The organism is Herbaspirillum sp. SJZ099, assembly GCF_007828355.1.
Classification (GTDB): domain Bacteria; phylum Pseudomonadota; class Gammaproteobacteria; order Burkholderiales; family Burkholderiaceae_D; genus Herbaspirillum.
This window is the reverse complement of sequence record NZ_VIUO01000005.1, coordinates 237,328-260,377: the sequence shown is the minus strand read 5'-3', so window position 1 is coordinate 260,377 and position 23,050 is coordinate 237,328. Positions and strand designations below refer to the sequence as shown.

Genomic DNA, 23,050 nt, shown 5'->3' with positions numbered 1-23,050 from the left:
ATGAATATGAGCAAGAACACGATACGCACCATGATCCGGCTCGGCGTGGCCGCCTCCGTAGTCACCGCCCTTGGTGGCTGCACTTCGGTGATTCGCGGCGCGGAAAGCGCCAACGAGCGAGGGATGGCCGAGGCCGGCGACCGGATCGCCGCGATGCGAGCCGTGCAGGCGCCAGCCGTGCGCGTGCATGAGCAAGGTTATTGGGTGGCGACAAAATCGCTGCTGCTGGAGCCGAAGTCGCAGGACGTCGCATGCGATCTCACGCTCTATGAAGCCAGCCCGGTGACGTTGCGCCAGTTTGCAGACAAGGTGTCGCGCATTTGCGGCGTACGTGTCCACGTCAGCGCCGATGCGCTGCATACGCCACGCAATGTCGGTGCGGACGATGCCGATAAATCCGGGAAGAATGGTCCCCGCACGATCAACATCGGCCCCTCGCGCGCCGGCGCGACCGCGCCGCCGCCGGAACCGAAGGTCTCGCTCAACTGGCAGGGGCCGCTCTCCGGCCTGCTCGATTCGATGGGCTCGCAACTGGACCTTCACTGGCAGTTCCGTGACGGTGCGGTGTACGTGTTCCGCAACGAAACGCGTACCTTCCAGATTTACGCGCTGCCGGGAACGGACGCGCTGTCCAGCAGCGTTGCCACCGATACCAGCGCCTCGGTGGGGGTCAGCGGCGGCTCGCAGGGCTCCGCGAGCGGCGGCGGTGGTGGCGGTGGACAGCAGGGCGGTGTGAGCGGCCAGGGCGGCAGTGTGCAATCGGTTGCCACCACGCTGACCAGCTCGGTGATGGACGACGTCGCCAAGGCGGTGTCCGGCATGCTTACCCCCGGCCAAAGCAAGTTCACGCTTTCCAAGGCCACCGCGTCGATGACCGTGACCGATGCCCCGGACGTGCTCGACCGCATCGCCAGGTACATCGACCACGAGAACAAGCTGCTGACCAAGCAGGTGATGCTCAATGTCAAGATTCTCAACATCGACTTCGATCGTACCGACCAATACGGCGTGGACTGGAACCTCGCTTACAAGAGCGCCCGCGCCGGCGGAGAGCTGATCAGCAACAACGACGTGCTGGGAAACAGCGTCAACGTCCATATCCTCAAGGGACCGTTCAAAGATTCCTCGCTGCTGCTCAAGGCGCTGTCCAGCCAGGGCAAGGTCACGGTGGTCACGCAGCCATCGGTCACCACGCTGAACCTGCAGGCGGTGCCGATGCAGGTGTCCACCCAGACCAGCTATGTCGCCTCCATTACCAACACCCTGGTGGCGCAGACCGGCAATTCCGTCGGCATCGAGCCCGGACAGGTGACTTCCGGCTTCAACATGATGCTGCTGCCGTACGCGATGGCCGACAACCAGTTGCTGCTGCAGTACAACATCAGCCTGAGCAGCCTCGACAAGCTGGAGACCTTTGGCGACAAGGCCACCGGCCAGGTGCAACTGCCCACGGTAGGCCTGCGTGCGTTCGCGCAGAAGGTTCGGTTGCGCTCCGGCGAGACGCTGGCGCTCTCCGGATTCGAGCAAAGCACCGATACCAGCAAGCGCGCGGGCATGGGCAGCCCCGATAATTTCCTTCTGGGCGGCAGCCGCTACGGCCAGCAGCGTCACGGCGTCACCATCCTTCTCATCACGCCAGTGGTGATGGACTGACCTATGGCCAGGATCAATCAAGAGGCGGCCCAAGCCATCCAGACCCAGCATTACGGCAAGCCTCTGGTGGCCGGCCTGACGTGGCAGCCGCCGGTCGCCAAGCTGAGTCGCGCGGCCATGCAACGCCAGGGTCTCCAGGGCGGTTTCGGCGTGACGGTGCGGCGTGCGACAGGCACGGGCATACAGGTGGGCTACGGGCCGAAGGGTATCGGCGATCCCGGCGCCCATTCGTTGGCTGTCCTGCTGGCTGAGGCGGTGCGCAAACAAGACTGGATCGGCGCCTTCCGCCTGTCCGATACCCGGTACGCGCTGGTCGGCGTGCGGCAAGGCGCAATCATGGCCGGCCGCGACGTTATCGGCGCGCGCGGCGAGGTCGAAGCGTTGTTGCGCGAAACGGTGCAGTTGGGCGAAGAGGCCGGCGAACGGTGGGAGGCCATCTATGCGCCCAAGGAGTTCGAAACGGCGTGGCCGGAAGTGCATCTTGTGCAGTTGCTGCCGAAATCGGCGCTGCGGTCGTCGGCGGGCAGGCTGGAGTCGTTGACCAGCGATCTGACGCAGCAGCAAAAGAAGCTGTTGCTGGGTGTCGGCGCGGCCGTGCTGCTTCTGGGTATCGGCGGCTGGGCGTGGCACGACCTCCGCGCGCACCATCGGCAGGAAGAGCTCCTGCGTCCGCCGCAAACCATCGAGGCGCCGCCGCCGCATCCGTGGAAGTCGCAGGCAAGGCCTGCCGCGCAACTGGCCGTCTGGAAACATGCCATGGCGAAAATTCCGCTGTCGCTGGCCGGATGGCGAGCCGAGTGGATCCGGTTCGACGCCGGTTCGGCGACGGTTTCCTATCGGCGCGACGGCGGCATGTCCGTCGACGTGTTCCAATCCACGGTGGCCGCGGTGTTCGGCGACGGCGCACATCTTTCCCAATCGGGAGAGCGGGGCGAAGTCGCCATTGGAGTCGTATCGCCGGCCGGCGAGGACGAGCCGTTGCATTCGGCGAATGCGGCGAACGTCGAATTCGCTTCGCACTTCCAGTCGCTCGGACTGGCGCCGCCCAAACTGGCCAAGCGCGCGGTCGCGCAGCGGCTGGGGGGCGCGGCCGATTGGACGGGCTACAACTGGACGCTCGCCACCGACGTTCCCCCGGAGACGCTGTTCGGCGAGGAATTCCCCGGACTGCGGCTCACCACGATGCAGGTTCTCTTTTCTGAAAGCACTCCGCATTGGGTGCTCAATGGGATTTTCTATGCGAAAAACTAATATGAATGCTTTGTTGCTTGGCGTATCGGCCATGCTTGTATTTTCCGCGGCTCACGCCGAGCCCCGGTCCACTGGCCAGGACGCGCCTGCCGTGCCTGCCGCTATGGCGCCGGCGCCGACTGCATCGCCGGCATCCACCGCCGTCGATGCGGCAGATAACGCGGTGGCCGCGCAGTTGGAGCAGTTGCAGACGGAAGTGATGCTGCTCAAGGCGCGCACGGCGCGGGCGCAGGCCCAGGCCGAGCTCGACAATGCTTCAGGCGTGGCAAGCTCCGGGACCGCAGGCGGCATGCCGGCGGTGAAGGCCATCTTCGGCCGCGGCCAGACCCTGAGCGCGACGCTGCTGCTGGGGAATGGGGCCACGATTGACGCACAGGTCGGCGACAACTTGCCGGGCGGGTATCGGGTATCCCGCATCGGCGCCGGTAGCGTGACGTTCATCAAGGGCGGGCGCGAGATCAAGACGGGCCTTGCCGTCGGCGGAACCGGATTGCCCGCGATGCAGAGCGGCCCGCTCATGCTCGCGCCCCCCCTGCCGGGTCGTGGTTGAGGACAGGGAGGCGATGAATTACACGCTTCCCGACCTGGTTACCCTGGTTCGCGAGGGCACGCCCGTGCTTTCGCTGGAACAAGGTGTGCTTGAGGTCGCCGAGGACAATCGCGGGTTGATGTGCCTGATCGGCGTCCCGCGTCAGCCCGGGCATGGCATCCTGGTTGTGTCGTCCTCGCATCGCCTCGATCCCCACGTGCTCAGCTATCAGGAAACGATACGGCGACACGGGTTGTCCCACGAAGTGGTGGTTTCCAGCATGCGCAATGTGCTGGATCTGTACCGGCTCGGCAAGGGACGATATCGCGCGCCGGTCGGCACGGAGTCGGAGGCTCAGCGTTACATCATCGAAATGGTTCGCGAAGCGGTGACGCTGCGCGCCTCCGATATACACATCGTCGCGCGCCACGATTACTGCGAGATCCGGTGCCGCATCGATGGGTATTTGCGTCCGATGGGACAACTCCGGTCCGAGGAAGGGCCGCGCCTTTGCGCAACCATCTATCAAAGCATGTGCGACGTGGCGGAGCCGACCTTCAAACCGATGCAGGCCCAGCGGTCGCGCATGAAGGACGAGTTCCTCCGCGAATGCGGGCTGTCAGGCGCGCGCATCAATACCCGTCCGCTCGACCGCGGGATGATGATGGTGCTGCGTCTACTGTATGCCGATACCCCGGGCGCCGCCCCGACCCTGGCGGATCTGGGATATCTGCCGGAGCAATGCGAGGCGTTGGACGAACTGATGGAACACCGGACGGGCGTCGTGCTGCTGTCCGGTCCCACCGGCAGCGGAAAAAGCACCACGTTGAAAGTGGTGATGCAGAAACTGATGGCCGAGAACACGGGCATCCACCTGCTGACGCTGGAAGACCCGCCGGAATACGAGATCGAAGGCGCGAACCAGTCGCCCGTGGGCGGCGAGCGCGGTAGCAGCGCCGGCGTGGAGCAGGAATGGGCCAACGCGATCGCCGACGCGATGCGGCTGGACCCCGATGTCATCATGGTGGGCGAGGTGCGCGATGCGGTGACCGCCAAGATGGCTTTCCGCGCGGCCATGACCGGCCACCTCATCTGGACCACCATCCACGCCAACGATGCGCTGGCGATCCTGCCGCGCCTGGAGGACGAAGGCGTGATGCAGTCGCTCCTGACGGATTCCACGCTGGTGATCGGTCTCGTGAATCAGTCGCTGGTGCAGCGGCTGTGTTCCGACTGCAAGATCCCATTGAAGGGCAACGAACACCTGCTGGGGCCGCGTCTGCTCAAGCGGCTCCAGCGCTATTGCGACCTCGACGGCATCTGCCTCCAGGGCGACGGTTGTGAAAGCTGCAAGCAGCAAGGCACGGCCGGAAGAACGGTGGTAGCCGAAGTCGTGCGCACTTCGCCCGGCCTCATGCAGGCCTACGTGCGCGGGCATCACCTCGAGGCGACGCGCTACTGGGTCCGGCACAGCAATGGCATCAGCAAGATCGACGCGCTGATCCGCAAGATCAACGACGGGCTCGTCGACCCGCGCGCCGGCGAGCGCATTGTCGGACCGATCCAGCCGGCCGGCGCCTCTTTGGATTCATTGGAAGCAACCTCATGAACAGTGCACTGTTGGAACGTCTCAACCATCGGATCGCGAAGCTCCAGTTCGGCGCCAAGAAGCGCGTGCGCTTCTATGGCCACCTCACCATGATGCTCGAGAATCGCATCATGCTCATCGATGCGCTGCGCGAAATGCACAACGTCGCCAGCGAAGACGGCAGGAAACCCGATACCAGCGATGCCATCATCCTGGAGAGCTGCCACGAGGCGGTCAGCGAGGGCAGCTCTCTCGCGGACGGCCTGCGCCCCTGGGTGAATGCCAACGAGGTGGCTGTCATCGCCGCGGGCGAACAGTCCGGCGACATGCGCAGCGCCTTCCAGGACGCCATCACGATGATCGAGGCGGGTTCGAAGATCCGCGGCGCGATCGCCGGCGCGGCGATTTATCCCGTAGTGCTGCTGACGATGCTCTGCGTGCTGCTGCACATCGTGGCGGACAGTCTCGTACCGAAGCTGTCCGCAGTTTCCGATCCGGAAACTTGGGATGGCGCCGCGTACATCCTCTACCGGCTGGGAACATTCGTCGACCATTACGGACTCTATGCGCTGGCGGGCGCGCTCGTATCGATCATTGTCATTGGCATCTCGCTGCCCCTGCTGGGCGGCCGCCTGCGCATCTTCCTCGACCGTTTCCCGCCCTGGTCGCTGTACCGGGCGATTCACGGCAGCATCTTCATGCTTAACGTCTCGCTGCTGATCCGCGCCGGCATGATGCTGCAAGCGGCGCTCGAACTGCTCTACGAGCGCGCAGGCTCGCACTGGTTGCGCCAACGCATCGAAGCCACGCTTGAGAACATCGCCGGCGGCGCGGGTTTCGGCGACGCCTTGCATGACACAGGCTACAACTTCCCCGACCGCGAGGGCATCAGTTACCTGCGCCTGTTGTCGCGCCTGCAGGGCTTCGACCAGTCGATGGCCAAGTTCGCACGCCACTGGCTTGACGAAACGATCGCCAAGGTGCAAGGCGCCGCACGAGGCTTCCTGCTGGCATCCATCCTGCTGATGGGCGGCATGCTGGTTCTCGTGGTTTCGGCGGTATCCGACATCGAAAACGCCATCCAGCAATCCGTCTCGCAGCCTGCGGGTTAATCTTGAAACGTAGTCGCATGGACATTGAATCCCCGGCAGAGCTGCGCGAAAGCTTGATGAGCGAGCTTCGCGAGGCCTGCGGCCCCCTCATCCTCGATGCGCTGGACGACAGCGACGTCGTTGAGGTTCTGATCAATCCCGACGGCACGTTGTGGATCGAATCCCACGGCGCGGGCATGCGCATGGCGCAAGCAGACTTTCCCGCCGCGCGCTCGCGCGCAATCCTGCGTCTTGTCGGCCTGCTTCAGAAGTCGCCGGCCGGCGAAGGCGCAGCGATCATCGAGGGCGAGTTTCCGCTCGACGGCTCGCGCGTTGCCGGGCTTTTGCCGCCATTGGTGGCGGCGCCGGCCTTTGCGTTGCGCAAGCATTTCCCTGCGGTGCTTTCGCTGGACGATTATGGAAAAAGCGGCGTCATCAGGCCGATCGGCGCGTTGCCATTTCGTAGCGCAACCGAAGCCACTGCGAGCAAGGTGCGCAGTTTCGCCCACCCGATCGACGCCATCCGCGAGGCGGTATCGCGGCGCAAGAACATCCTGGTGATGGGGGGAACGGGCAGCGGCAAGACAACGCTGGCCAATGCCATCCTCAACGAAATCGCCAGGCAGTGCCCGCGCGACCGCATCGTCGCCATCGAGGACACGCAGGAATTGCAGGTGACGGTGGATAACCGTGCGCTGCTGCGCAGCAGCAAGGAAATCGACATGCGGCAATTGCTGCGCGTGACCATGCGGTTGCGCCCCGATCGCATCGTGGTGGGAGAAGTGCGCGGCGGCGAGGCCTATACTTTGCTCAAGAGCTGGACTTCCGGCCACCCCGGCGGGGTGGCCACGATGCATGCGAATTCCTCCGAAGAAGGTTTGCAGAAACTGGCGCACTACATCTACGAAGACCCGGCGGCGCAGAGCTTCAGGCCCGATGCCATCGGCTGGATGATCGCCAGCGCCGTTAACCTCATCGTAGTCATCGAGAAGCTCGCCTCCGCACCCGGGCGCATGGTGACCGAGATCTGCGAGGTGACGGGTTACATGAACGAGCGCTATACCCTCAACGTGCTGCGGTTGCAGACCGGCACGGGGCGTAGCGAGTACAAACTGCGGATCTGAGGCCGGGTCATGGTGAGGCATCTTTCTGTCGACGGGCTTTTCACCGCCACGCGCCGGGTCGCGTTGGTGCTGGCGTTCTCGGTGCATGCGGCGCAAGCGGCGCACGGCGCCTCGTCGCCAGCCCATGTGGCGGCAAACCTGGACGAACGGATCGCCTGTTCGATCGCCGCGGCGGTCAAGTTCCAGATTCCGGTGAACGCGATGCTTGCCGTGGCCGAACAGGAAGCCGGCCGCCCAGGTTTGAGGGTGAAGAATAGCAACGGTAGCTTTGACCTCGGCGCCATGCAGATCAATACGGCCTATCTCGTGGAGCTGAAGAGATACGGCATTACCGCGCAGGATGTGATCGCCCCCGGTTGCTATCCCTATGAGTTGGCGGCCTGGCGTATTCGTGGGCATATCCTCGCCGACCGCGGCGACATGTGGACCCGTATCGCGAACTATCATTCGCGCACGCCCAAATACAACGCCGTGTACCGCCGCGCCGTGATGGTGAAAGCGGGCAAGTGGGCGGAATGGTTGAAGGTTCGGTATCCGATATACGAGGTCAATGAATTACCCCGGCTGGACTAGACACTTTGAACGCGTACCTTGCCGTGACTGGTTGGCAAGGTACGCGGCAGTCTTTTCAAATGGAGCCACCTCTGATGAGTCTATTGCGAAATTCTTCCGCATGCTGCAACTCAAATGCATCGTCAAGTTGTTTATGCCGACGGATTTTTAGTGTTTCTATGCCGACGTCGCCGATAAACCTTATCAGGGTATCCAACAAGGTTTGCGCTAACGCCTCATCAGTTAAAGTAACGCGGAATATATAAAAAACATGATGCGTGTCGGGATGTAAGCTCATGCATCCACGCTGCCCGATACCAAGCATAAAATTAATTTCGAGCATGTCAGCATATATTTTTGCTGTGTCATCTGATGGGCTCCCCATGTCTATGTAGACAAGTATTCCCTCCGTATCCCCGGTTGTATCGTGGAAAAACGAAATCGTATGATCGTTCATGCGCAATTTTCCACCGCCGAGAAGATGCCTCTTATCTACAAAACCAATCAGTCCACACAGCTCCGTGATCACGCGTTCATAGTTTGATACTGACACGGTTAATTCTCCGCTCTACTGCTGCCCTCTGCAGGCGATGGCATCCTGCGGAATCTTTTTGCCGCGTGAAAACCCGCCAAATTCCGGTCCTGTGTGACGGAGTTTCTTTCTGCTAAAAAGATTTCGTCTTTAACCAGTTCAACGGAAAAATCGTCTCCAAATTTGCTTTCCATAACAATGACGTCGTTCATGCCAAGTAACTCTCTTGCCATATTGCCGACTTCAATGAAGTTACCCGTCGTGATCACAATTGGTTTTGTCGACGGCAAGCGAGTACTCAGGTCTTTTTCCTTTTTACTGCTCATTAATTCCATGATTTTTTCTGCCTGATATTCCATGGGATCAATAACGTCGAGAGAACGACCTAATTTTCTTAATGCGGCTTCTATATGCGGCTTCAAAGCCGGGTAGTGGGTGCAGCACAACCACAGTGATGTAGCATCGTCAGGGATTTTCCTTACGTATTTTTCAACTGATTCCTGAAGTTTTTCAGTTACTTCCGGTTCAGTACTCAAGTGATCAAGCTTGTTTATCATGCTTGCCCATTCTGTTGCGCCGATACGGAACTCCGGTGGTAATGACATCTTCTTATCTGATGCCTGCTTGAGGGCTTCCTCATATTTATTGAGGCCATTTGTTCCCGGCGCTACGACGGCAGGCGTTGCAATGATTGCAGGCTTGTCGCCACCATGATTTACCATGGCCTGCGCGGTTACCTCGATCAAGTCCAATATACGATTATTAACACCCTCCTTCGCCTCTGGAAAAGCTGTGCAAGCGGTATTGCACGCCATTGCAATGACATCGACACCTACAGCATTTGCAGTTTTCAGACCATTCCCAACCAGTGAAACCAGGGTATCCCGGGACTTGTCGCCATAAACAGCATTACCATGGTCCACCACAATGACAAAACGAGCTGTCTGCTGCGATCGCACGGAAATGAACGCTGCTAAATTCTTTGCTGCAATTAAACCGCCATTGCTGGAATCAAAGGCAGCAATTAAGAATGGCGCAGCATTCTGAGGGATGGAGCGGCTAATAAAACCACGATGCATGTTGTCAACAACGCTTTTCAGTAGCGTCACCATTGCGTGATGTACGCCAGGAGCAAACCCATCGACGCCTGTATGCGCTTTTCCATCAACTGACGGCTCTCCAGCAATACGACTCCGGGTAATGCCATCTACCGCACCGGCATCGAGCATGGCATTAATCATGGCAACTTCCTGCTCGGGTGTATGTAATTTTTCGAGCTGACCATGTCTGGCCAATAAAACAGCCGCAATTGCTTCAGCCCCAAAATTCGAGTTCCATGCGGTGACAGGGTATCGCGCCGGGACTGCTGCTTTCATCTCCGAACCATCTATCGCCTTTGGTATGCCGTGAAGGCCACCCATGCCTGCCTCGTTGCCTCCATCACCCACTCCAATGGTAGTAATTTTGAGTTTGTTCGCCTGCAACAGAATTTCGTCTAGCGACGAATTGAAAGAACTGATATCGTCTCCCCGCATGTTGCGTTGAACACCATCAGAATTGCGAGATGGAACCTCAATTGCTACAACGGAATCTGGCATTTCATCACGCAATAATTGTCCGGCGATCGAGCTGATATCGCTTGCGCTCTTAATTGGAAGAGATTTAAATTTTGCGTACTCGGCAAGTTTTGGATTGAGTACATTCAATGCGGCTTTGAGTACGTTGCGATTTTCCCTGTCGGTGACAAATGTCACTACTGTTCCCAATTCATTGAGCGCATGGGCCAACGCGGCAGTTCCTCCAGGTCCATCGGTCTCGGGCATACCTTCTGCCACGTTGAATCCGGTCAACAACATAACCTTTTTTGCGCTCTCCAGGGATTTTGCGGCATCTTCTGCTCCTCCCGGATGAAAGAATTTCCCCAAATCCCGGTTGTTATAGCATTGGAGAAGCGCGTCCAGATTTGACTTCTTCGATTCTGCATGGTCATCACCTGAAGAAGACGCTTGCGACAACGATTGTTGGCCACGTTGTATCGGTTGAAAACTAACACGTGAGGTGACAGGGATCATGAGAATGCTCTTTCCAATGTACTAGTCAACAAAAACTATTTTGATCAATGTAATAAAACTGCGCGTGAATTCAATCTTTCTGCATGCCTGCTAAATTAAGTTCTTTACCGCATGTTTCGGGTAATAGCAGGCAGGCCAGAATCACGATGCCATAGCAAGCAACAGCGATCAATCCAATGCTCTGCCCCAATGGGATACTGGCACTGAGATAGCCGATGAGTGCAGGACAAATAGCGCCAAGCGCCCGGCCGAAGTTGTAGCAAAATCCCTGCCCAGAACCACGTATATCGCTTGGATACAATTCTGACAAATAGGCACCTATACCTGCAAACAAACCGGAGAGAGAGAAACCAAGCACAAAACCGGCTATCAACATCAGATCATTGGCAACCGGAATATTGGTATATAACAAAACCACGGCGGCACTCAGGGACGCAAATAGCATGAAACAGCGACGGCGACCTAACGCATCAGATACCCAGGCGCCTGCCAAGTAACCTGCAAAGGAACCTCCGATTAATACCAAAAGATAAAGACTGGTATCAAGAATAGAGAGATGTTTCTCATTGTTGAGAAAAGTCGGAAGCCATGTCGTGATTGAATAGTAGGCGCCTTGCATGCCCGTTGCTAAAAGACTCGCCAGTATTGTGGTGCGCAGCAGGCTAAAACTGAAGATACGCAGGAAATCATTACGTTTGCCAGTTTCGCGAATGCGCATTTGCTGCGCAAGAAAGACCGGCGACTCCTGCAGGTTGCGGCGGATATACAGTGCCAGTAGCGCTGGCAGAATGCCAATCCAGAAAAGGATTTTCCAGGCCCATTCCGGTGGCAACACGGCATACGCCCCCCAGAAGGCCAAAGCTGATGCGCCCCAACCCACTGCCCAACTGCTTTGCACCAATCCCGAAGCCCTGCCGCGATAACGCGCCGAAACAATTTCGGCAGTCAATACCGCCCCAACCGCCCACTCCCCGCCAAGGCCAAATCCTTGCATGGCCCGCGTAAAAAAGAGTTGAGGAAAAGAATTGGTGAATCCGCTGAGGAAGGTGAAGAAAGCAAACCATACCACTGTCCATTGCAGTACACGAACCCGTCCGAAGCGATCAGCCAAAATTCCCGCTATCCAACCGCCAAGGGCGGATGTGAGCAGCGATCCCGAGGCGATATAGCCTGCCTCGGTTGTACTCATGTGCCAGATTGTGAGCAGTGTTGGGATCAGAAAGGTATAAATCATGTAATCAAAACCATCCGTCGCGTAACCAATGAAGGTTGCCGCAAGGGTTCTTCTTTCAGTTTTTGTAATATGTCTCAACCACATAAGAACCATCCAATCCAGATAGATAACGACTAGAGGAACATCCCGTACGTTTCTATACTGATCAGCTTAGGAGCTCTGCATTCAGCAGATCAGTCACAAGCATGCAGCCTGGAGCGTGGGTGATGCAAAATTCCGGGCATGCAGCAGAAATGGCGGCCTGAGGGGTAACACCGCAGGCCCAGAAAACGGGTAGTTCATCGTCGAGTATGGCAACCGCATCTCCATAGTCTGGTCGACTAAGATCATTGATGCCAATCAGTTCGGGGTTGCCGATATGAATCGGAGCGCCATGCAGGCGTGGAGTTCGGGCGGTGAGTTGAACTGCGTGAATTGCGTCAGCAGCCTTGAGCGGGCGCATCGAAACGACAGTTGGGCCGGCGAAGATGCCAACCTGATTTGTTTGTATATTGCTGCGGTACATCGCTACATTGCGTCCTTCGGTCACATGACGCAATGGAATCCCGGCTTCTAACAAAGTGTGCTCGAACGAATAGGAACAACCCAGGGCAAAAGTAACAAGGTCCTCTCGCCACCATTCGCGTAAATCAGTGACATCCGCTACGCGCGCGCCGTGTTTCCATATGTGATAGCGGGGTACATCGGTACGGACATCAAGATTACGTCCCAGCACAGGCAGCAATGGGGCCCCCGGCTCAGACCAGGTAAACAGGGGGCAGGGAATCGGGTTCAGTTCGCAAAAGCGCCGAAAATCTTCAGCCAAGTTAGCCGGCAGGATCACAAGATTAACTTGAACATGTGCGCTCGCCAAACCACTGGTATGCCCGGAAAGTCGTCCATCACGAGCAGCCAGGCGCACTTCCAATGCGCTGGATTGCGATGTTAAGCCAGATAGTTTCCGATCCTGGGAAATAGTAAAGTTATGCATTTTTGTCTCCTGACTAACACTGAGACCCCTGAGACCCGATCAAACGAAATATGACAAACGGCAAGTTTGTGTTTTTCGGGAACCCAGCAGGTATTTTTATAGTTGATTAGTTGTTGGTTTGGAACTAATGTGTTCCGACTCGGAATCTTGGATCAAATAACACGCTATGAATATGGGGTATTGCCTCAAATATCGGTGAGACATTGACCTCAATTCGTAAAACCGTACACATGTAAAATGAAATGTAGCCATGGCTCCGGAAATTCGGACAGAGGGCAAGCGGAAGTCTTGTTTCATTGATCTGCTCTAGCAGTCATGTAATGCCCCTGAGAGACCTTCTCGCCTTATGCTGCCAAAGAAAATTTCTCAGTCGGTGTCTTCATCTCCGGCGCAGCATCATGCCATCTTCATCAAGGGGCATTCCCAGCAGTTCCGATAAGAGAACGCCATCGTAAGTTGTAGAGCAGCATCTCGCTAAGCGCTCATTTACGGAAAAATCCACAGGAATTTACAGCCAGCTGAGCACATTTCAGTGCAAAGGCAATTTGCGCCAGCGTGAGCTTGCTTTCTGCATGGCATTTCCTCCATTTCCCATTGCGAAAATCATGATCCCCGGCGATAGCTTTCATGTCGGCGGCTAGTTAATTTCCCTCAAATGTTTAGAAAGCATTGAGGAAGTTGGCTACCGATCGTGGATTTTTTCACAATGTCGTCATTGTTTTATAGACGCCAATCGGTTGGGCGACGCCGCAGGATGCGACGTTTCATCTGGCCGCCGGCATTTCTCCCCGATACGATAGGACGCATTCATGAAACGCAGAATCAACGAACGACTCTCCGGCAACAGGCAGGGAGGTTTTACCTTGCTCGAACTGTTGGTGGTTTTATTGATCATTGCGCTGCTGGCGAGCTACGTTGGTCCCAAACTTTTCACGCAAGTGGATCGGGCAAAGGTACGTTCGACCCAGGCGCAGATGAAGACGCTGGGTGACGCCGTGACGCAATTCAGGCTTGACACCGGCCGTTATCCGACAGCCGAGGAAGGGTTGCAGGCGCTGGTGGTTCAACCGCACGACAGCGAAGGCTGGAACGGGCCGTATCTGGCCAAGGACGTGCCCAACGACGGATGGGGGCGGCCATATCAGTGGAATGTGCCGGGGCGCGACAGCGAAGCTGAAATCGTGTCGCTTGGTCGCGACGGAAAGATCGGCGGGGGGAGCGTGGATGAGGATATCGTCTATGGTCTATAGGGCGATGCGGCGGTGGGCAGCGCTTCTTTTTCTCTGTTTCCCTGCCTTGCCCGCCTGGGCCGAAAACTGCTGGAACCGCGTCGGAGCGGCATATGGCATTGATCCGCTGTTGCTGGTGGCTATCGCCAAGGTGGAGTCTTCGCTCAATCCGAAGGCAATCAACCATAACCGCAATGGCACCTACGATGTCGGCCTTATGCAGATCAATAGCGCCAATTTCTCCTACCTGAGGGCAGCGGGCATCACGCAGGAAAAACTGTATGAGCCATGTACCTCGATCAAGGCCGGCGCAATCATTCTCGCCGGGTTCATTGAAACACACGGCTACACCTGGGCGGCCGTGGGCGCCTACAACGCCGGATCTTCACCGGACCGCGACGAGGCGCGCAGACGTTATGCGACCAAGGTCTGGGTGAAATTCACCAAGCTGAAGAAAGACCAGATGGAACGCAAGCGCATCGTGCAGAAATGGTGGGATTGGCGATGATCCAGTTCAAGGTGCGGATGATCGTCGCCGGAAAGCTGGTTCATAAAGAAGTCGAAGGCTCCAGCGAAGCGCATGTGCGAGACAGCGAAAGCGCCAAGGGGCATATCGTGCTGGAAATTCGCAAGACGGCGATGCGGCGTCGAAACAAGGCGCAAGGAAAATTCGAACTGCCCTTGTTCCTGCAGGAACTGACCACCTTGCTCAATGCTGGCCTGGTTCTGGTCGAGGCGCTCGAAGCGTTGCGCGACAAGTCCGATGCACGCCATTTTCGCCGTCACGTGGTTGATTCGATCCTGGCGGCGATGTATGGAGGCGAGCCTTTTTCTCGCGCATTGCAAAGGCATCCGAAGATTTTTCCGGCGCTGCTGGTGGCAACGGTGGCGTCGTCGGAGGGAAACGGACAGATGCCGATGGTACTGCGGCGCTACCAGCAATATGAGGCCAGGATCGAACAGATCCGCAAGCGCGTCGTCAGCGCGCTGATCTATCCGCTCGTGGTCGTCGGCGTGGGGGCCTGCGTGTTGTTTTTCATGGCCTTCTTCGTGGTGCCGCGGTTTGCGGCAGTGTTTGAAACCATGAGCACCTTGCCCTCCTCGGCGCGGGCGATGTTGTGGTGGTCGCATCTGCTGAATGAACACGGCGGCCTTGTGCTGGCAGCAATGGCGGCAACGCTTTGCGGCGTGGTATTCGTCGTCAGGATGCCGATGTTCAAGCGCAAGGCGGCAGGGCTGGTCTGGAATACGCCCTGGGTACGCGACATTTGCGCCTTGTTCGTGTTGACGCGATTTTATCGGACCATCGGCTTGCTCATTTCAGGCGGCACGCCGGTGATCGAGGCGCTTGAACTGTCGGGCGGGATCCTGCCGGCGCGTTTCCAGCCGCGCCTGGAGGCTTCGGTGGGCGCGCTGCGTAGCGGGCGCCTGGTGTCCGAGGTGCTCAAGGAAAATGCGTTGACTACGTCCGTCGCAGAGCGCCTATTGCGAGCGGGCGAACAAAGCGGAGAGTTGGGCGGCATGTGCGAGCACGTCGCCCAGTTCCACGATGCGGAGCTCGACCGCGCGGTGGAATTGCTGAGCAAGGTGATTGAGCCGCTGCTCATGCTGGTGGTGGGCGCCACCGTGGGCGCCGTGCTGATCATGCTGTACATGCCCATCTTCAGTCTGGCCGACAGTATCTGATGAGGCTTTCAACGGCGCCATTCAGGTAGCTGATACTAACGGAAAAAATACGATGCAATACCGGGAAATCGCCAATCAATGGTACAAAGACGCGCATGCCGCCGGCGAAAGCCTGTCGCGCAGCTTGCAGGAAAAAATTGAAGCGGGAAAGGCGGACGCCATCGACGTGGCCGCCTGTTGCGGCCTGTCGCTGACGACGCGTGCGGAACTGGCGCGCGCCACCACATGCTTCGACATGCTGCCGGTACACGACGCATTGACGCTGCGCGTCTTGCCGGTGGAAATCGATGGCGAGCGTCGCCTGATCGTTGCGGATCCTTTTGACCGGCAGGTGAGGGAAGCCTTGCTCGCACGTTTCTTCGGCCAGAAGATGGCGCTGTCCATGGGCGAGCCCGGTGAGGTTGAACGCCTGTTGGACGAGGCCGAATCCAGCGAGCGCGTGATGGACAATATGGCCATTGACGCGTCCGACGAAACGGCCGGAATGACGGTGGAGCTGATCTCGCTGGCAACGATCGCCAAGGATGAAAATCCGGTGATCCGCCTGGTCAACTCCACATTGCATGACGCGCTTCAGTATCGGGCGAGCGATATCCATATTGAATCGACCGCGGAGGGGCTGTCGATCCGCTATCGCATCGACGGTGTGCTCCAGTCGATACGCCAGATCGCCAACCGGGAAATGGCGGTGCAGACCATGTCCCGCCTCAAGGTGCTTGCCACCCTGGATATTGCCGAACGTCGCATACCGCAAGACGGGCGATTCAAGATCGGGATGTCCGGCAGGGAAATCGATCTTCGCGTATCCATCATTCCTGGCGTCTATGGAGAAAATGCCGTGCTGCGTGTGCTCGATCGCGCACAGCGTACCGGCATGGATCTCGATATCTTGGGTTTTGATGACTTCACTGCCGATCGCATTGCCGCACTTTCCCAACGGCCTTATGGCCTGACGCTGGTGACCGGGCCAACCGGCAGCGGCAAGTCGACCACACTGTATGCGATGCTCTCGGGCATCAACACCGGAGACGACAAGATCATCACCATCGAGGATCCGGTCGAATACGAACTCGATGGTGTATCGCAAATTCCGGTCAATGAGCGAAAGGGACTGAGTTTCGCGTTGGGCCTGCGCTCGATCTTGCGCCATGATCCGGACACGATCATGGTTGGCGAAATCCGCGATGCCGAGACCGCGTCGATAGCCGTACAGTCGGCGCTTACCGGCCACCGTGTTTTCTCCACCGTACATGCCAATGATGGCTTCAGCGTGATCGATCGTTTCATCTACATGGGAGTGGAGCCGTCCACTTTCCTCGAAGCGCTCAATGGCGTCATCTCGCAACGCCTGGTGCGTCGCATATGCCGTCAATGCGGCGAGGACGGCGATGGTCGCGCGGATCTCGCTGAGATGCCGCTCGATCAGCTCAAGACGGTCGTCGTTCCAGGGGCCGGCTGCGAGGTCTGCCGCGGTACCGGATACAGCGGCCGCATCGGCCTGGCCGAGGTGCTGACGATGGATGCCGCGATGAAGGCGGCATTGCTGGAAAGATCGATGGAGTCGCGCATGCGGGCTTTGGCCGGCAACCCGAGCTACCGCTCGATGCGTGAAACCGCGACCAACGCCGTCCGACGCAGACTGACCACATTCCAGGAGGTGCAGCGTGCCATCGCTATGGAATGACATCATGCTGCGACTGGACGCCACGACCGTCCATCTTCAGCGCCTTTCCCCGTCGTCCGGACGAGGCGACGGTCCGGCCAGCATCGTCGCTTTGCATGGCGACCGGCCGATCGATACGATCGCCTTGCTGCTGAAGGAGCAAACCAGGGTCAAACCCCTGCTTCGCAATCGAATCCATGTCGCGGTCGGCAGCCCCTGGGCGCAGGCGGCGGTGCTTCCGTGGCAGGAGGGGCTCTTCTCGGACGCGGCTTGGAAGACTTACGCCAGCGCGTTGATCGCCAGGAGCATAAACCGCCTTGATTGGGAAGTCGCCGTGGAAGCGGCGAACTATGGGGCCACCCGTCTGGCGAGCGCGTTGTGTTCCGATCTGGTGGGGGCGATCAAGGAGGTCTGTACCGCCACCGGATGGCGTCTGGAGACATTGAGCGACATGCTCACCATGTCGGTTTTTCATCACGCGGCGACACTGAAGGAGCCTGAGTACTGTTTCATGCTGGTTGAGCCGGAGGTGTTCACTTGCCTGTATCGCGGCCAGCACGGGTGGCGCGATCTGATCACGCTGCCGCGTAACGAACATGGACTGGATGCATGGCTTGCGGCAGGATCGCTTTTGACAAAGCAGCCCCTGCCGGAAAAGACATATGTTTGCGGTGAATTGCCAGAAATCGTGGATGGCGAAAGTGCTTTCCATGTATTGGATGCCTGGGGCGGCGACAGGGCGGCGAAGAAAATCCAGGGGGCTGCGACATGAAGCAACTGCCCGGTTTGGATTTCGTACAGCCGCGATGGAAATTCACGACGTTGACCATGGCGTTGATGGCGGCGGCGGGATTGATGCTGGCGCTGGCCGTGGAAGGCATCTCGCAAATCGACCAGACGCGCACCGAGATCGAGACGATCGAACACAGGATAGAACAGAGGAAACGCGCAAATGAACGTGAAGCGCAGCGCCATAAAAGAATGTCGCCGCAGGAGCGGCATATCGAGAAAGTGCTGAAGGAGCAGGGCATGAATGCGACCGGCTCCGGAATATCGGTGATCGATCGGATCGAGCATGCGTGGACGCCCGAGATTGCGTTGCAGTCAATTGTCGTGGAGCGTGCCGGCCGTCATGTCCGTATCGAAGGAGGCGCGGCCAAGCTGGAGCACATATACACATTCATCGACCGTTTGCGCGAGCAACCCGGGAGCAGGGACGTCGGCCTTTTGCAGCACCATTTGAAAGTTGAAGGTGGAAGAACCATTCGCTTCTTCACATTGAGCGTTGAAAATCCATGATTAGTTTGAATACGAAAGGACATGTCGCGTCGCTTGAAAGGCTTCGTTGGCAGGGCTATCTGGCCAAACGCAGATTGGGGGCGCCCGGTTTGATCATGGCTGCCGTGCTGATGGCCTTGGTGGTGACGAATGTTTTTTTCATCCAGTCCCATGCAAGCCATCTGGAGGCCGTTCGCGATGAGAGCGAGAAAAGGCTCCAGGCCATGCCGGAGCCGCGCATGCACCAAGGAAAGCCAAACCTGACCTTGCGCGAGGTACAGCGTTTGCAGAGCGGCGCGCAGGCTTATTCGATATTCCAGATCCTGAAAAGCCATGGCCTTGCAGGAAAGCAAGCCACCTACAGCCGCCAGATAGAGGCAAAAGGGAAATTACGGCGGCTCACCATCGACATGGCGATGACGGGCAGCTATAGCGGGCTGCGAGCCGCCATCCGTGAAATAGCCGACCAGCCCGCCGCGCGCATCGAGCGGCTTTCCGTCGAACGGGAAAGCATTGAAAGCCCGGTGGTCAACGTGGATCTGAAGATTACCTTGCTGGGGCCGGATTCATGAGGCGTTCATTGCAGGCATGTCTTCTCGCGCTGGTCTGCACGGTGGCCACACCCGCTTTTCCAGGATCGTCCAATGCCGGTGCGAAGGACGTCATCGTCGATATATTCGCCGTTCAGAGCTGGGATTCGCTCGGCGCCATCAATGCGCCGCCCGCGCAGGAAGAGAATCCAGAGGAACCTTCCCCGCCGCCGCCTTCCGATCCGGTTCCCTTGCCGCCGCCGTTCGCGGTGGTGGGGCAATGGCTGGAACGCAATATGCGCATGGTGATCCTGGAGCGCAAAGGGGAGACATTTATCTTATGTTCATCAGCGTGCAATATCCGCGGCGCTGTTCTTGTTGATCAAAAAATTACCGATGGATACCGGTTCAAGAAGATGAACGGCAATGCACTGATCGTTGCCGGCAGTGACGGCATGCTCCATGCGCTGGATCTGTCATGACGGTTTCCTTGAGCGAAGACACTTGAATATGCAAATACTTTACCGATTGTTGCCATTGCTTTGCGCTGCCGCACTGGCAGGGTGTGGCTCACTACCATTGGCCGGCCATGACAGGTCTGGCACGCCGCCTTCATCGAAAGAGCAGTTCGGACTGGCGCAGTTGAAACAATCGCGTCCGGCAGATATCCGCGCCGCGACAGCGATGGAGATAGGGCGCCAGGACTATGTCCAGGCGGAACTGAAGGCGGCGCAACAGGCCGGCGCGCGCGGCAGCGATCACGCTGCCATCGAGCATCTGAACAATGCGCAGCAAGCCGATCCCGGAAACTTCAAGGTCCGGCAGGAACTGCGGCGTCTCCAGCAAAAGGCCAGGACCGATGCCGCCTTGGAGAAAGCCCGCTCGTACGGCGAGCATCGCCAGCAGGAAGCATTGGAAATCCTGGGAAGAATCCTGTCCGAGCAGCCCAATCACGCGCAAGCACGGCGCCTGCGCGATGAATTGCTGCGCGCCGACGAAGCCAAACGGTCAATGCATCCGCAACTTTCCGCCTCGCTGCGCAAGCAGGTCAGCCTGAATTTCAAGTCACAACAGATCGCGACGATTTTCGAGTCGATCTCGCGGGTCTCGGGAGTCAATTTCGTCTTTGACGGCGATGTGGATGTCAACCGGACCGCAAGCATATTCGCCGAAAAGACGACAACGGAGAGCGCCATCAATCTCTTGCTGAAGACCAACCAGCTTGAGAAGAAGGTGCTGGACCGCAATACGCTGCTGGTCTATCCCGCCACGCCCGAGAAAGCGCGTAGTTACCAGGATTACGCGGTCCGTACCTTTTTCCTCTCGCATGCCGATGCCAAGGCGGTCGTAAGCGCATTGCGGCAAGTGATCAAGCCCAAGGACGTCTATGTGGACGAACGGGTCAATGCAGTCATCGTGCGGGACAAGCCGGATAGTCTTATTGCCGCCGAACGGATTGTCATGGGATTGGACATCCCGCAATCGGAGGTGACCCTTGACGTGCAGATCCTGGAAGTCAATATGAACGACAGCGTGGATCTTGGCGTGCAATATCCTGAGAAATTGCAGTTCGGGCCGGCCCCTGACGCGGCAAGCGGCAAGCTGACGCTGGGCGATCTGATGCGGATCAACCGCGACCGCATCAATGTCTCGAGCAATTCAGGCGCATTGTCGCTGGCCATCGACATGCTCCAGAAGCAAGGCCGGACGAAGACCTTGGCCAACCCGAAAATCCGGGTGCGCAACCTCGAAAAGGCCAGTATCAAGATCGGTGAGCGTGTGCCGATCGTCACCACAACCAATGCCAATGGCGTGGTTTCCGAGTCGGTGTCATACCAGGACGTGGGATTGATTCTGCGCGTTGAACCGCGCATCAGCCTCGATGACGAAGTGAGCGTCAAGGTGGACATGGAAGTTAGCAATATCTTGTCGCAGCACACCACCAAGACCGGACTGGTTGCCTATTCGCTGGGAACGCGCAACGCGCAGACCTTGATGACCGCCAGGAACAGCGAGACCCAGATCCTGGCCGGACTGGTCAAGCGCTCCGAAAGCACGCGCGCCAACGGCTTGCCGGGCCTTTCCCGGATCCCCGGGCTGGGGCGGCTCTTTGGTTCGGATGGAAACAGCGATGAGCGTTCGGAGATCGTCCTGTTGATAACGCCCCATATCGAACGAAACCTGGATTTGCCCGCATCGGCGGTGAGCGCCTTCCTGACGGGGACCGAATCAAACGTCACCACCGAGCCATTGACTTTGGAAGCGGCAAAAACGGCGAGGCCGCAGCAGGAACAGGACTTCGACCTCAGCGCGCCGATCGGTGCGGCGCAACCAGCGGCGGCAAGAGACGAATCGCATGGAGCGGGTGCGGATGCATCAAAAGAAGTGGCCAGCGAGGCGCCCGCCGGTATGCCGAAGAACGGCGCGGACACCCACGGGCGGGATGCCCGCGATGCCGGCCATTTCGGAAACGGCATGGGCATGATGCGCACCAGCGCTCTGGAGTCGCGGGGAGGCGAGCCGGCCTTGTCGTTTTTTCCGGGCAATCCGGAGGTGGTCGCGGCCGCAAGGCGATTGGATGAATCGGCGTGAAGCGTTCCGCGAAAAGTCCCATGCATGGATTCTCGATGATTGAACTCCTGGTCACGATCACCTTGCTGAGCTTGCTGGCGACAGCGGCCATGCCGTTACGCGAGGTGGCCAGGCAGCGCGCCAAGGAGTCCGAGCTGCGCAGCGCTCTCATGACGATTCGCTCGGCGATCGACGCATACAAGCACGCGTCCGATGCTGGAAGAATTGAACGCAGCATCGACGACAGCGGCTATCCGCCGACCTTGAGGACATTGGTGGAAGGCGTTCCGGACAAGCAGGCTGCCAATGGAGGCACTTTGTATTTTTTGCGCCGGATGCCTGCCGATCCATTCTGCGAATGTAGCGGCAAGGAGGCCGAAGACACTTGGCAGACGCGTAGCTACGACAGCAGTCCGGAAGCGTTTTCATCGGGAGATGATGTCTTTGACATCCGCTCTTCCAGTCACAAGGAGGGGCTTGATGGCACGCCATACAATGAATGGTAGGTTGAAGCGCCCGTTCAACAATGGATTCACGCTGATCGAACTGCTGGTGGTGATGGTGATCATCGCGACCCTGACGGCATTCGTCGCTCCCGGCTACCTGAAACAAAATGATCGCGCCAAGGAAACGGTGCTGCGCCACAATTTGCATATCATGCGAGAGGCGATTGACGATTATCGATCGGACCATGGGAAAAATCCCGAAACGCTCGATAATTTGGTGCAGGGGCGCTATTTGCGGGCTGTGCCGGTGGACCCTCTCACGGGGAAATCCGAATCCTGGATTTTCAACGCGGGAGATGACGATAATTCTGCCGAGGTGACCAGCGGCGCCAAGGGCAAGGCTTTGGATGGAAGCTCCTATGCGACATGGTAAAGCGCGTCGAGAACAAGCGGGGATAGCCTATATCGGCGTGTTGCTGCTGATATCGGCCATCGGTTTCGTTTCTGCGCAAGCGGCAACGGTGCGCTCGACCATGCTGCAGCGGGAGAAGGAAGCCCAATTGCTTTTTGTCGGGGAGCAATTCAGGGCTGCGATCGAAAGCTATTTTCAATCGGGAAGCGGAGGGCGCTACCCCTTGTCGCTTGATGACCTCGTCGAAGATAACAGGCAGATCAAGCCGATTCGGCACCTGCGCCGAATCTATCCTGATCCGATCAGCGGCTCCGCCGACTGGGGGATAATCCGTTCCGCGGATGGCGGCGTCATGGGGGTGTTCAGCAAGACCGATCGCAAGCCGTTCAAGAGGCAGAATTTTCCCGAAGGCTATGCGGCGTTCAATGACGCGAAGTCTTACAGCGATTGGATATTCGTTTATAAGCAACGTGTTGATCCAAGCGGGGCGGCCGGCAATCATCCGCCGACTGTCATGCCATCCCAGCGATAAAGAGTGACCGCCTGGCATGACAGGGAATTTAGATTCTCTTGAGAAAAATTGTGCTTCTAAACACAAACGGGAAAATGAACGGTGTCCTTAGGGATACGTTTATTAAC

24 protein-coding genes are annotated in these 23,050 nt (G+C 58.2%); 19 read left to right on the top strand and 5 right to left on the bottom strand.

Annotated elements, in window-relative coordinates:
- Genes FB597_RS13495 through FB597_RS13465 form a run of 7 tightly spaced genes read left to right on the top strand, consistent with a single transcriptional unit; the run spans position 1 to position 7,809 of the window.
- Positions 1-1,653 (top strand): PilN family type IVB pilus formation outer membrane protein, encoded by a 1,653-nt coding sequence (locus FB597_RS13495; protein WP_221292230.1) that lies wholly within the window; start codon positions 1-3, stop codon positions 1,651-1,653.
- 3 nt (positions 1,654-1,656) lie between these two features.
- Positions 1,657-2,904 (top strand): type 4b pilus protein PilO2, encoded by a 1,248-nt coding sequence (pilO2, locus tag FB597_RS13490; RefSeq protein ID WP_141913581.1) that lies wholly within the window; start codon positions 1,657-1,659, stop codon positions 2,902-2,904.
- A 1-nt stretch (position 2,905) separates the two neighbouring features.
- Positions 2,906-3,454, top strand: a complete 549-nt coding sequence (gene pilP, locus FB597_RS13485; protein WP_183405712.1) for a type IV pilus biogenesis protein PilP — start codon at positions 2,906-2,908, stop codon at positions 3,452-3,454.
- Positions 3,455-3,467: 13 nt separating this feature from the next.
- Entirely contained in the window at positions 3,468-5,042 is a 1,575-nt protein-coding gene (locus FB597_RS13480; protein ID WP_141913579.1) for a GspE/PulE family protein, read from the top strand.
- Positions 5,039-6,133: a type II secretion system F family protein gene (locus FB597_RS13475; RefSeq protein ID WP_141913578.1), complete on the top strand. Its 1,095-nt coding sequence runs from the start codon at positions 5,039-5,041 to the stop codon at positions 6,131-6,133. The genes FB597_RS13480 and FB597_RS13475 overlap by 4 nt, the downstream gene beginning before the upstream one ends.
- Positions 6,134-6,189: 56 nt before the next feature.
- The gene (trbB, locus tag FB597_RS13470; protein WP_141913577.1) at positions 6,190-7,236 is read left to right on the top strand and encodes a P-type conjugative transfer ATPase TrbB; all 1,047 of its coding nucleotides are present in this window, start codon (positions 6,190-6,192) and stop codon (positions 7,234-7,236) included.
- A gap of 9 nt (positions 7,237-7,245) precedes the next feature.
- Positions 7,246-7,809 (top strand): hypothetical protein, encoded by a 564-nt coding sequence (locus tag FB597_RS13465; protein WP_141913576.1) that lies wholly within the window; start codon positions 7,246-7,248, stop codon positions 7,807-7,809.
- A 55-nt stretch (positions 7,810-7,864) separates the two neighbouring features.
- Here the strand turns inward: FB597_RS13465 and FB597_RS13460 are convergent, their stop codons facing one another.
- The 5 genes from FB597_RS13460 to FB597_RS20290 all read right to left on the bottom strand — a co-directional run bounded on the left by FB597_RS13460 (position 7,865) and on the right by FB597_RS20290 (position 13,225).
- A complete protein-coding gene (locus FB597_RS13460; protein ID WP_141913575.1) occupies positions 7,865-8,341 on the bottom strand; it encodes a hypothetical protein in 477 nt (158 codons plus the stop codon).
- Positions 8,342-8,343: 2 nt separating this feature from the next.
- A complete protein-coding gene (locus tag FB597_RS13455; RefSeq protein WP_141913574.1) occupies positions 8,344-10,392 on the bottom strand; it encodes a glutamate cyclase domain-containing protein in 2,049 nt (682 codons plus the stop codon).
- Positions 10,393-10,462: 70 nt separating this feature from the next.
- A complete protein-coding gene (locus FB597_RS13450; protein ID WP_141913573.1) occupies positions 10,463-11,710 on the bottom strand; it encodes an MFS transporter in 1,248 nt (415 codons plus the stop codon).
- A gap of 61 nt (positions 11,711-11,771) precedes the next feature.
- On the bottom strand, positions 11,772-12,596 hold the full coding sequence (locus tag FB597_RS13445; RefSeq protein ID WP_141913572.1) for a putative hydro-lyase: 825 nt from the start codon (positions 12,594-12,596) through the stop codon (positions 11,772-11,774).
- Positions 12,597-13,078: 482 nt separating this feature from the next.
- Positions 13,079-13,225, bottom strand: coding sequence for a hypothetical protein (locus tag FB597_RS20290; RefSeq protein WP_183405713.1), 147 nt, complete (start codon positions 13,223-13,225; stop codon positions 13,079-13,081).
- A 180-nt stretch (positions 13,226-13,405) separates the two neighbouring features.
- On the opposite strand from FB597_RS20290, the gene gspG reads away from it, so the two are divergent.
- From gspG to FB597_RS13385, 12 genes are read left to right on the top strand one after another with little or no spacing between them, the layout of a single operon-like run.
- A complete protein-coding gene (gspG, locus tag FB597_RS13440; protein ID WP_141913571.1) occupies positions 13,406-13,846 on the top strand; it encodes a type II secretion system major pseudopilin GspG in 441 nt (146 codons plus the stop codon).
- Positions 13,836-14,333 (top strand): transglycosylase SLT domain-containing protein, encoded by a 498-nt coding sequence (locus FB597_RS13435; protein ID WP_255463865.1) that lies wholly within the window; start codon positions 13,836-13,838, stop codon positions 14,331-14,333. Before gspG ends, FB597_RS13435 begins: the two co-directional genes overlap by 11 nt.
- Positions 14,330-15,511 (top strand): type II secretion system F family protein, encoded by a 1,182-nt coding sequence (locus FB597_RS13430; RefSeq protein ID WP_141913569.1) that lies wholly within the window; start codon positions 14,330-14,332, stop codon positions 15,509-15,511. Before FB597_RS13435 ends, FB597_RS13430 begins: the two co-directional genes overlap by 4 nt.
- Positions 15,512-15,563: 52 nt before the next feature.
- Entirely contained in the window at positions 15,564-17,195 is a 1,632-nt protein-coding gene (locus FB597_RS13425) for a GspE/PulE family protein (RefSeq protein ID WP_141913568.1), read from the top strand.
- Between the two features lie 4 nt (positions 17,196-17,199).
- The gene (locus tag FB597_RS13420; RefSeq protein ID WP_141913567.1) at positions 17,200-17,946 is read left to right on the top strand and encodes a hypothetical protein; all 747 of its coding nucleotides are present in this window, start codon (positions 17,200-17,202) and stop codon (positions 17,944-17,946) included.
- A complete protein-coding gene (locus tag FB597_RS13415) occupies positions 17,943-18,473 on the top strand; it encodes a hypothetical protein (protein WP_141913566.1) in 531 nt (176 codons plus the stop codon). Before FB597_RS13420 ends, FB597_RS13415 begins: the two co-directional genes overlap by 4 nt.
- Complete coding sequence (locus FB597_RS13410) at positions 18,470-19,024, top strand: hypothetical protein (RefSeq protein WP_141913565.1); 555 nt, start codon at positions 18,470-18,472, stop codon at positions 19,022-19,024. Before FB597_RS13415 ends, FB597_RS13410 begins: the two co-directional genes overlap by 4 nt.
- On the top strand, positions 19,021-19,464 hold the full coding sequence (locus tag FB597_RS13405; RefSeq protein ID WP_141913564.1) for a hypothetical protein: 444 nt from the start codon (positions 19,021-19,023) through the stop codon (positions 19,462-19,464). Before FB597_RS13410 ends, FB597_RS13405 begins: the two co-directional genes overlap by 4 nt.
- Before the next feature lie 28 nt (positions 19,465-19,492).
- Positions 19,493-21,574, top strand: coding sequence for a secretin N-terminal domain-containing protein (locus FB597_RS13400; protein WP_141913563.1), 2,082 nt, complete (start codon positions 19,493-19,495; stop codon positions 21,572-21,574).
- A gap of 35 nt (positions 21,575-21,609) precedes the next feature.
- A complete protein-coding gene (locus FB597_RS13395) occupies positions 21,610-22,059 on the top strand; it encodes a type II secretion system protein (RefSeq protein WP_255463866.1) in 450 nt (149 codons plus the stop codon).
- Positions 22,034-22,432: a type II secretion system protein gene (locus FB597_RS13390; protein WP_144769820.1), complete on the top strand. Its 399-nt coding sequence runs from the start codon at positions 22,034-22,036 to the stop codon at positions 22,430-22,432. The genes FB597_RS13395 and FB597_RS13390 overlap by 26 nt, the downstream gene beginning before the upstream one ends.
- Positions 22,419-22,943 (top strand): type II secretion system protein, encoded by a 525-nt coding sequence (locus FB597_RS13385; protein ID WP_183405714.1) that lies wholly within the window; start codon positions 22,419-22,421, stop codon positions 22,941-22,943. Before FB597_RS13390 ends, FB597_RS13385 begins: the two co-directional genes overlap by 14 nt.
- Positions 22,944-23,050: the final 107 nt, after the last annotated feature.

Coding starts and splice junctions, on each gene's coding strand:
- FB597_RS13450 (WP_141913573.1), bottom strand. CDS start 11,710: ATGTGGTTGAGACATATTACAAAAACTGAAAGAAGAACCCTTGCGGCA.
- FB597_RS13390 (WP_144769820.1), top strand. CDS start 22,034: ATGGCACGCCATACAATGAATGGTAGGTTGAAGCGCCCGTTCAACAAT.
- FB597_RS13430 (WP_141913569.1), top strand. CDS start 14,330: ATGATCCAGTTCAAGGTGCGGATGATCGTCGCCGGAAAGCTGGTTCAT.
- FB597_RS13410 (WP_141913565.1), top strand. CDS start 18,470: ATGATTAGTTTGAATACGAAAGGACATGTCGCGTCGCTTGAAAGGCTT.
- FB597_RS13385 (WP_183405714.1), top strand. CDS start 22,419: ATGCGACATGGTAAAGCGCGTCGAGAACAAGCGGGGATAGCCTATATC.
- FB597_RS13455 (WP_141913574.1), bottom strand. CDS start 10,392: ATGATCCCTGTCACCTCACGTGTTAGTTTTCAACCGATACAACGTGGC.
- FB597_RS13445 (WP_141913572.1), bottom strand. CDS start 12,596: ATGCATAACTTTACTATTTCCCAGGATCGGAAACTATCTGGCTTAACA.
- FB597_RS13495 (WP_221292230.1), top strand. CDS start 1: ATGAATATGAGCAAGAACACGATACGCACCATGATCCGGCTCGGCGTG.
- pilP (WP_183405712.1), top strand. CDS start 2,906: ATGAATGCTTTGTTGCTTGGCGTATCGGCCATGCTTGTATTTTCCGCG.
- FB597_RS13415 (WP_141913566.1), top strand. CDS start 17,943: ATGAAGCAACTGCCCGGTTTGGATTTCGTACAGCCGCGATGGAAATTC.
- FB597_RS13420 (WP_141913567.1), top strand. CDS start 17,200: ATGCTGCGACTGGACGCCACGACCGTCCATCTTCAGCGCCTTTCCCCG.
- trbB (WP_141913577.1), top strand. CDS start 6,190: ATGAGCGAGCTTCGCGAGGCCTGCGGCCCCCTCATCCTCGATGCGCTG.
- FB597_RS13405 (WP_141913564.1), top strand. CDS start 19,021: ATGAGGCGTTCATTGCAGGCATGTCTTCTCGCGCTGGTCTGCACGGTG.
- FB597_RS13395 (WP_255463866.1), top strand. CDS start 21,610: ATGATTGAACTCCTGGTCACGATCACCTTGCTGAGCTTGCTGGCGACA.
- FB597_RS13435 (WP_255463865.1), top strand. CDS start 13,836: ATGGTCTATAGGGCGATGCGGCGGTGGGCAGCGCTTCTTTTTCTCTGT.
- FB597_RS13400 (WP_141913563.1), top strand. CDS start 19,493: ATGCAAATACTTTACCGATTGTTGCCATTGCTTTGCGCTGCCGCACTG.
- FB597_RS13425 (WP_141913568.1), top strand. CDS start 15,564: ATGCAATACCGGGAAATCGCCAATCAATGGTACAAAGACGCGCATGCC.
- gspG (WP_141913571.1), top strand. CDS start 13,406: ATGAAACGCAGAATCAACGAACGACTCTCCGGCAACAGGCAGGGAGGT.
- FB597_RS20290 (WP_183405713.1), bottom strand. CDS start 13,225: ATGAAAGCTATCGCCGGGGATCATGATTTTCGCAATGGGAAATGGAGG.
- FB597_RS13480 (WP_141913579.1), top strand. CDS start 3,468: ATGAATTACACGCTTCCCGACCTGGTTACCCTGGTTCGCGAGGGCACG.
- FB597_RS13475 (WP_141913578.1), top strand. CDS start 5,039: ATGAACAGTGCACTGTTGGAACGTCTCAACCATCGGATCGCGAAGCTC.
- FB597_RS13465 (WP_141913576.1), top strand. CDS start 7,246: ATGGTGAGGCATCTTTCTGTCGACGGGCTTTTCACCGCCACGCGCCGG.
- pilO2 (WP_141913581.1), top strand. CDS start 1,657: ATGGCCAGGATCAATCAAGAGGCGGCCCAAGCCATCCAGACCCAGCAT.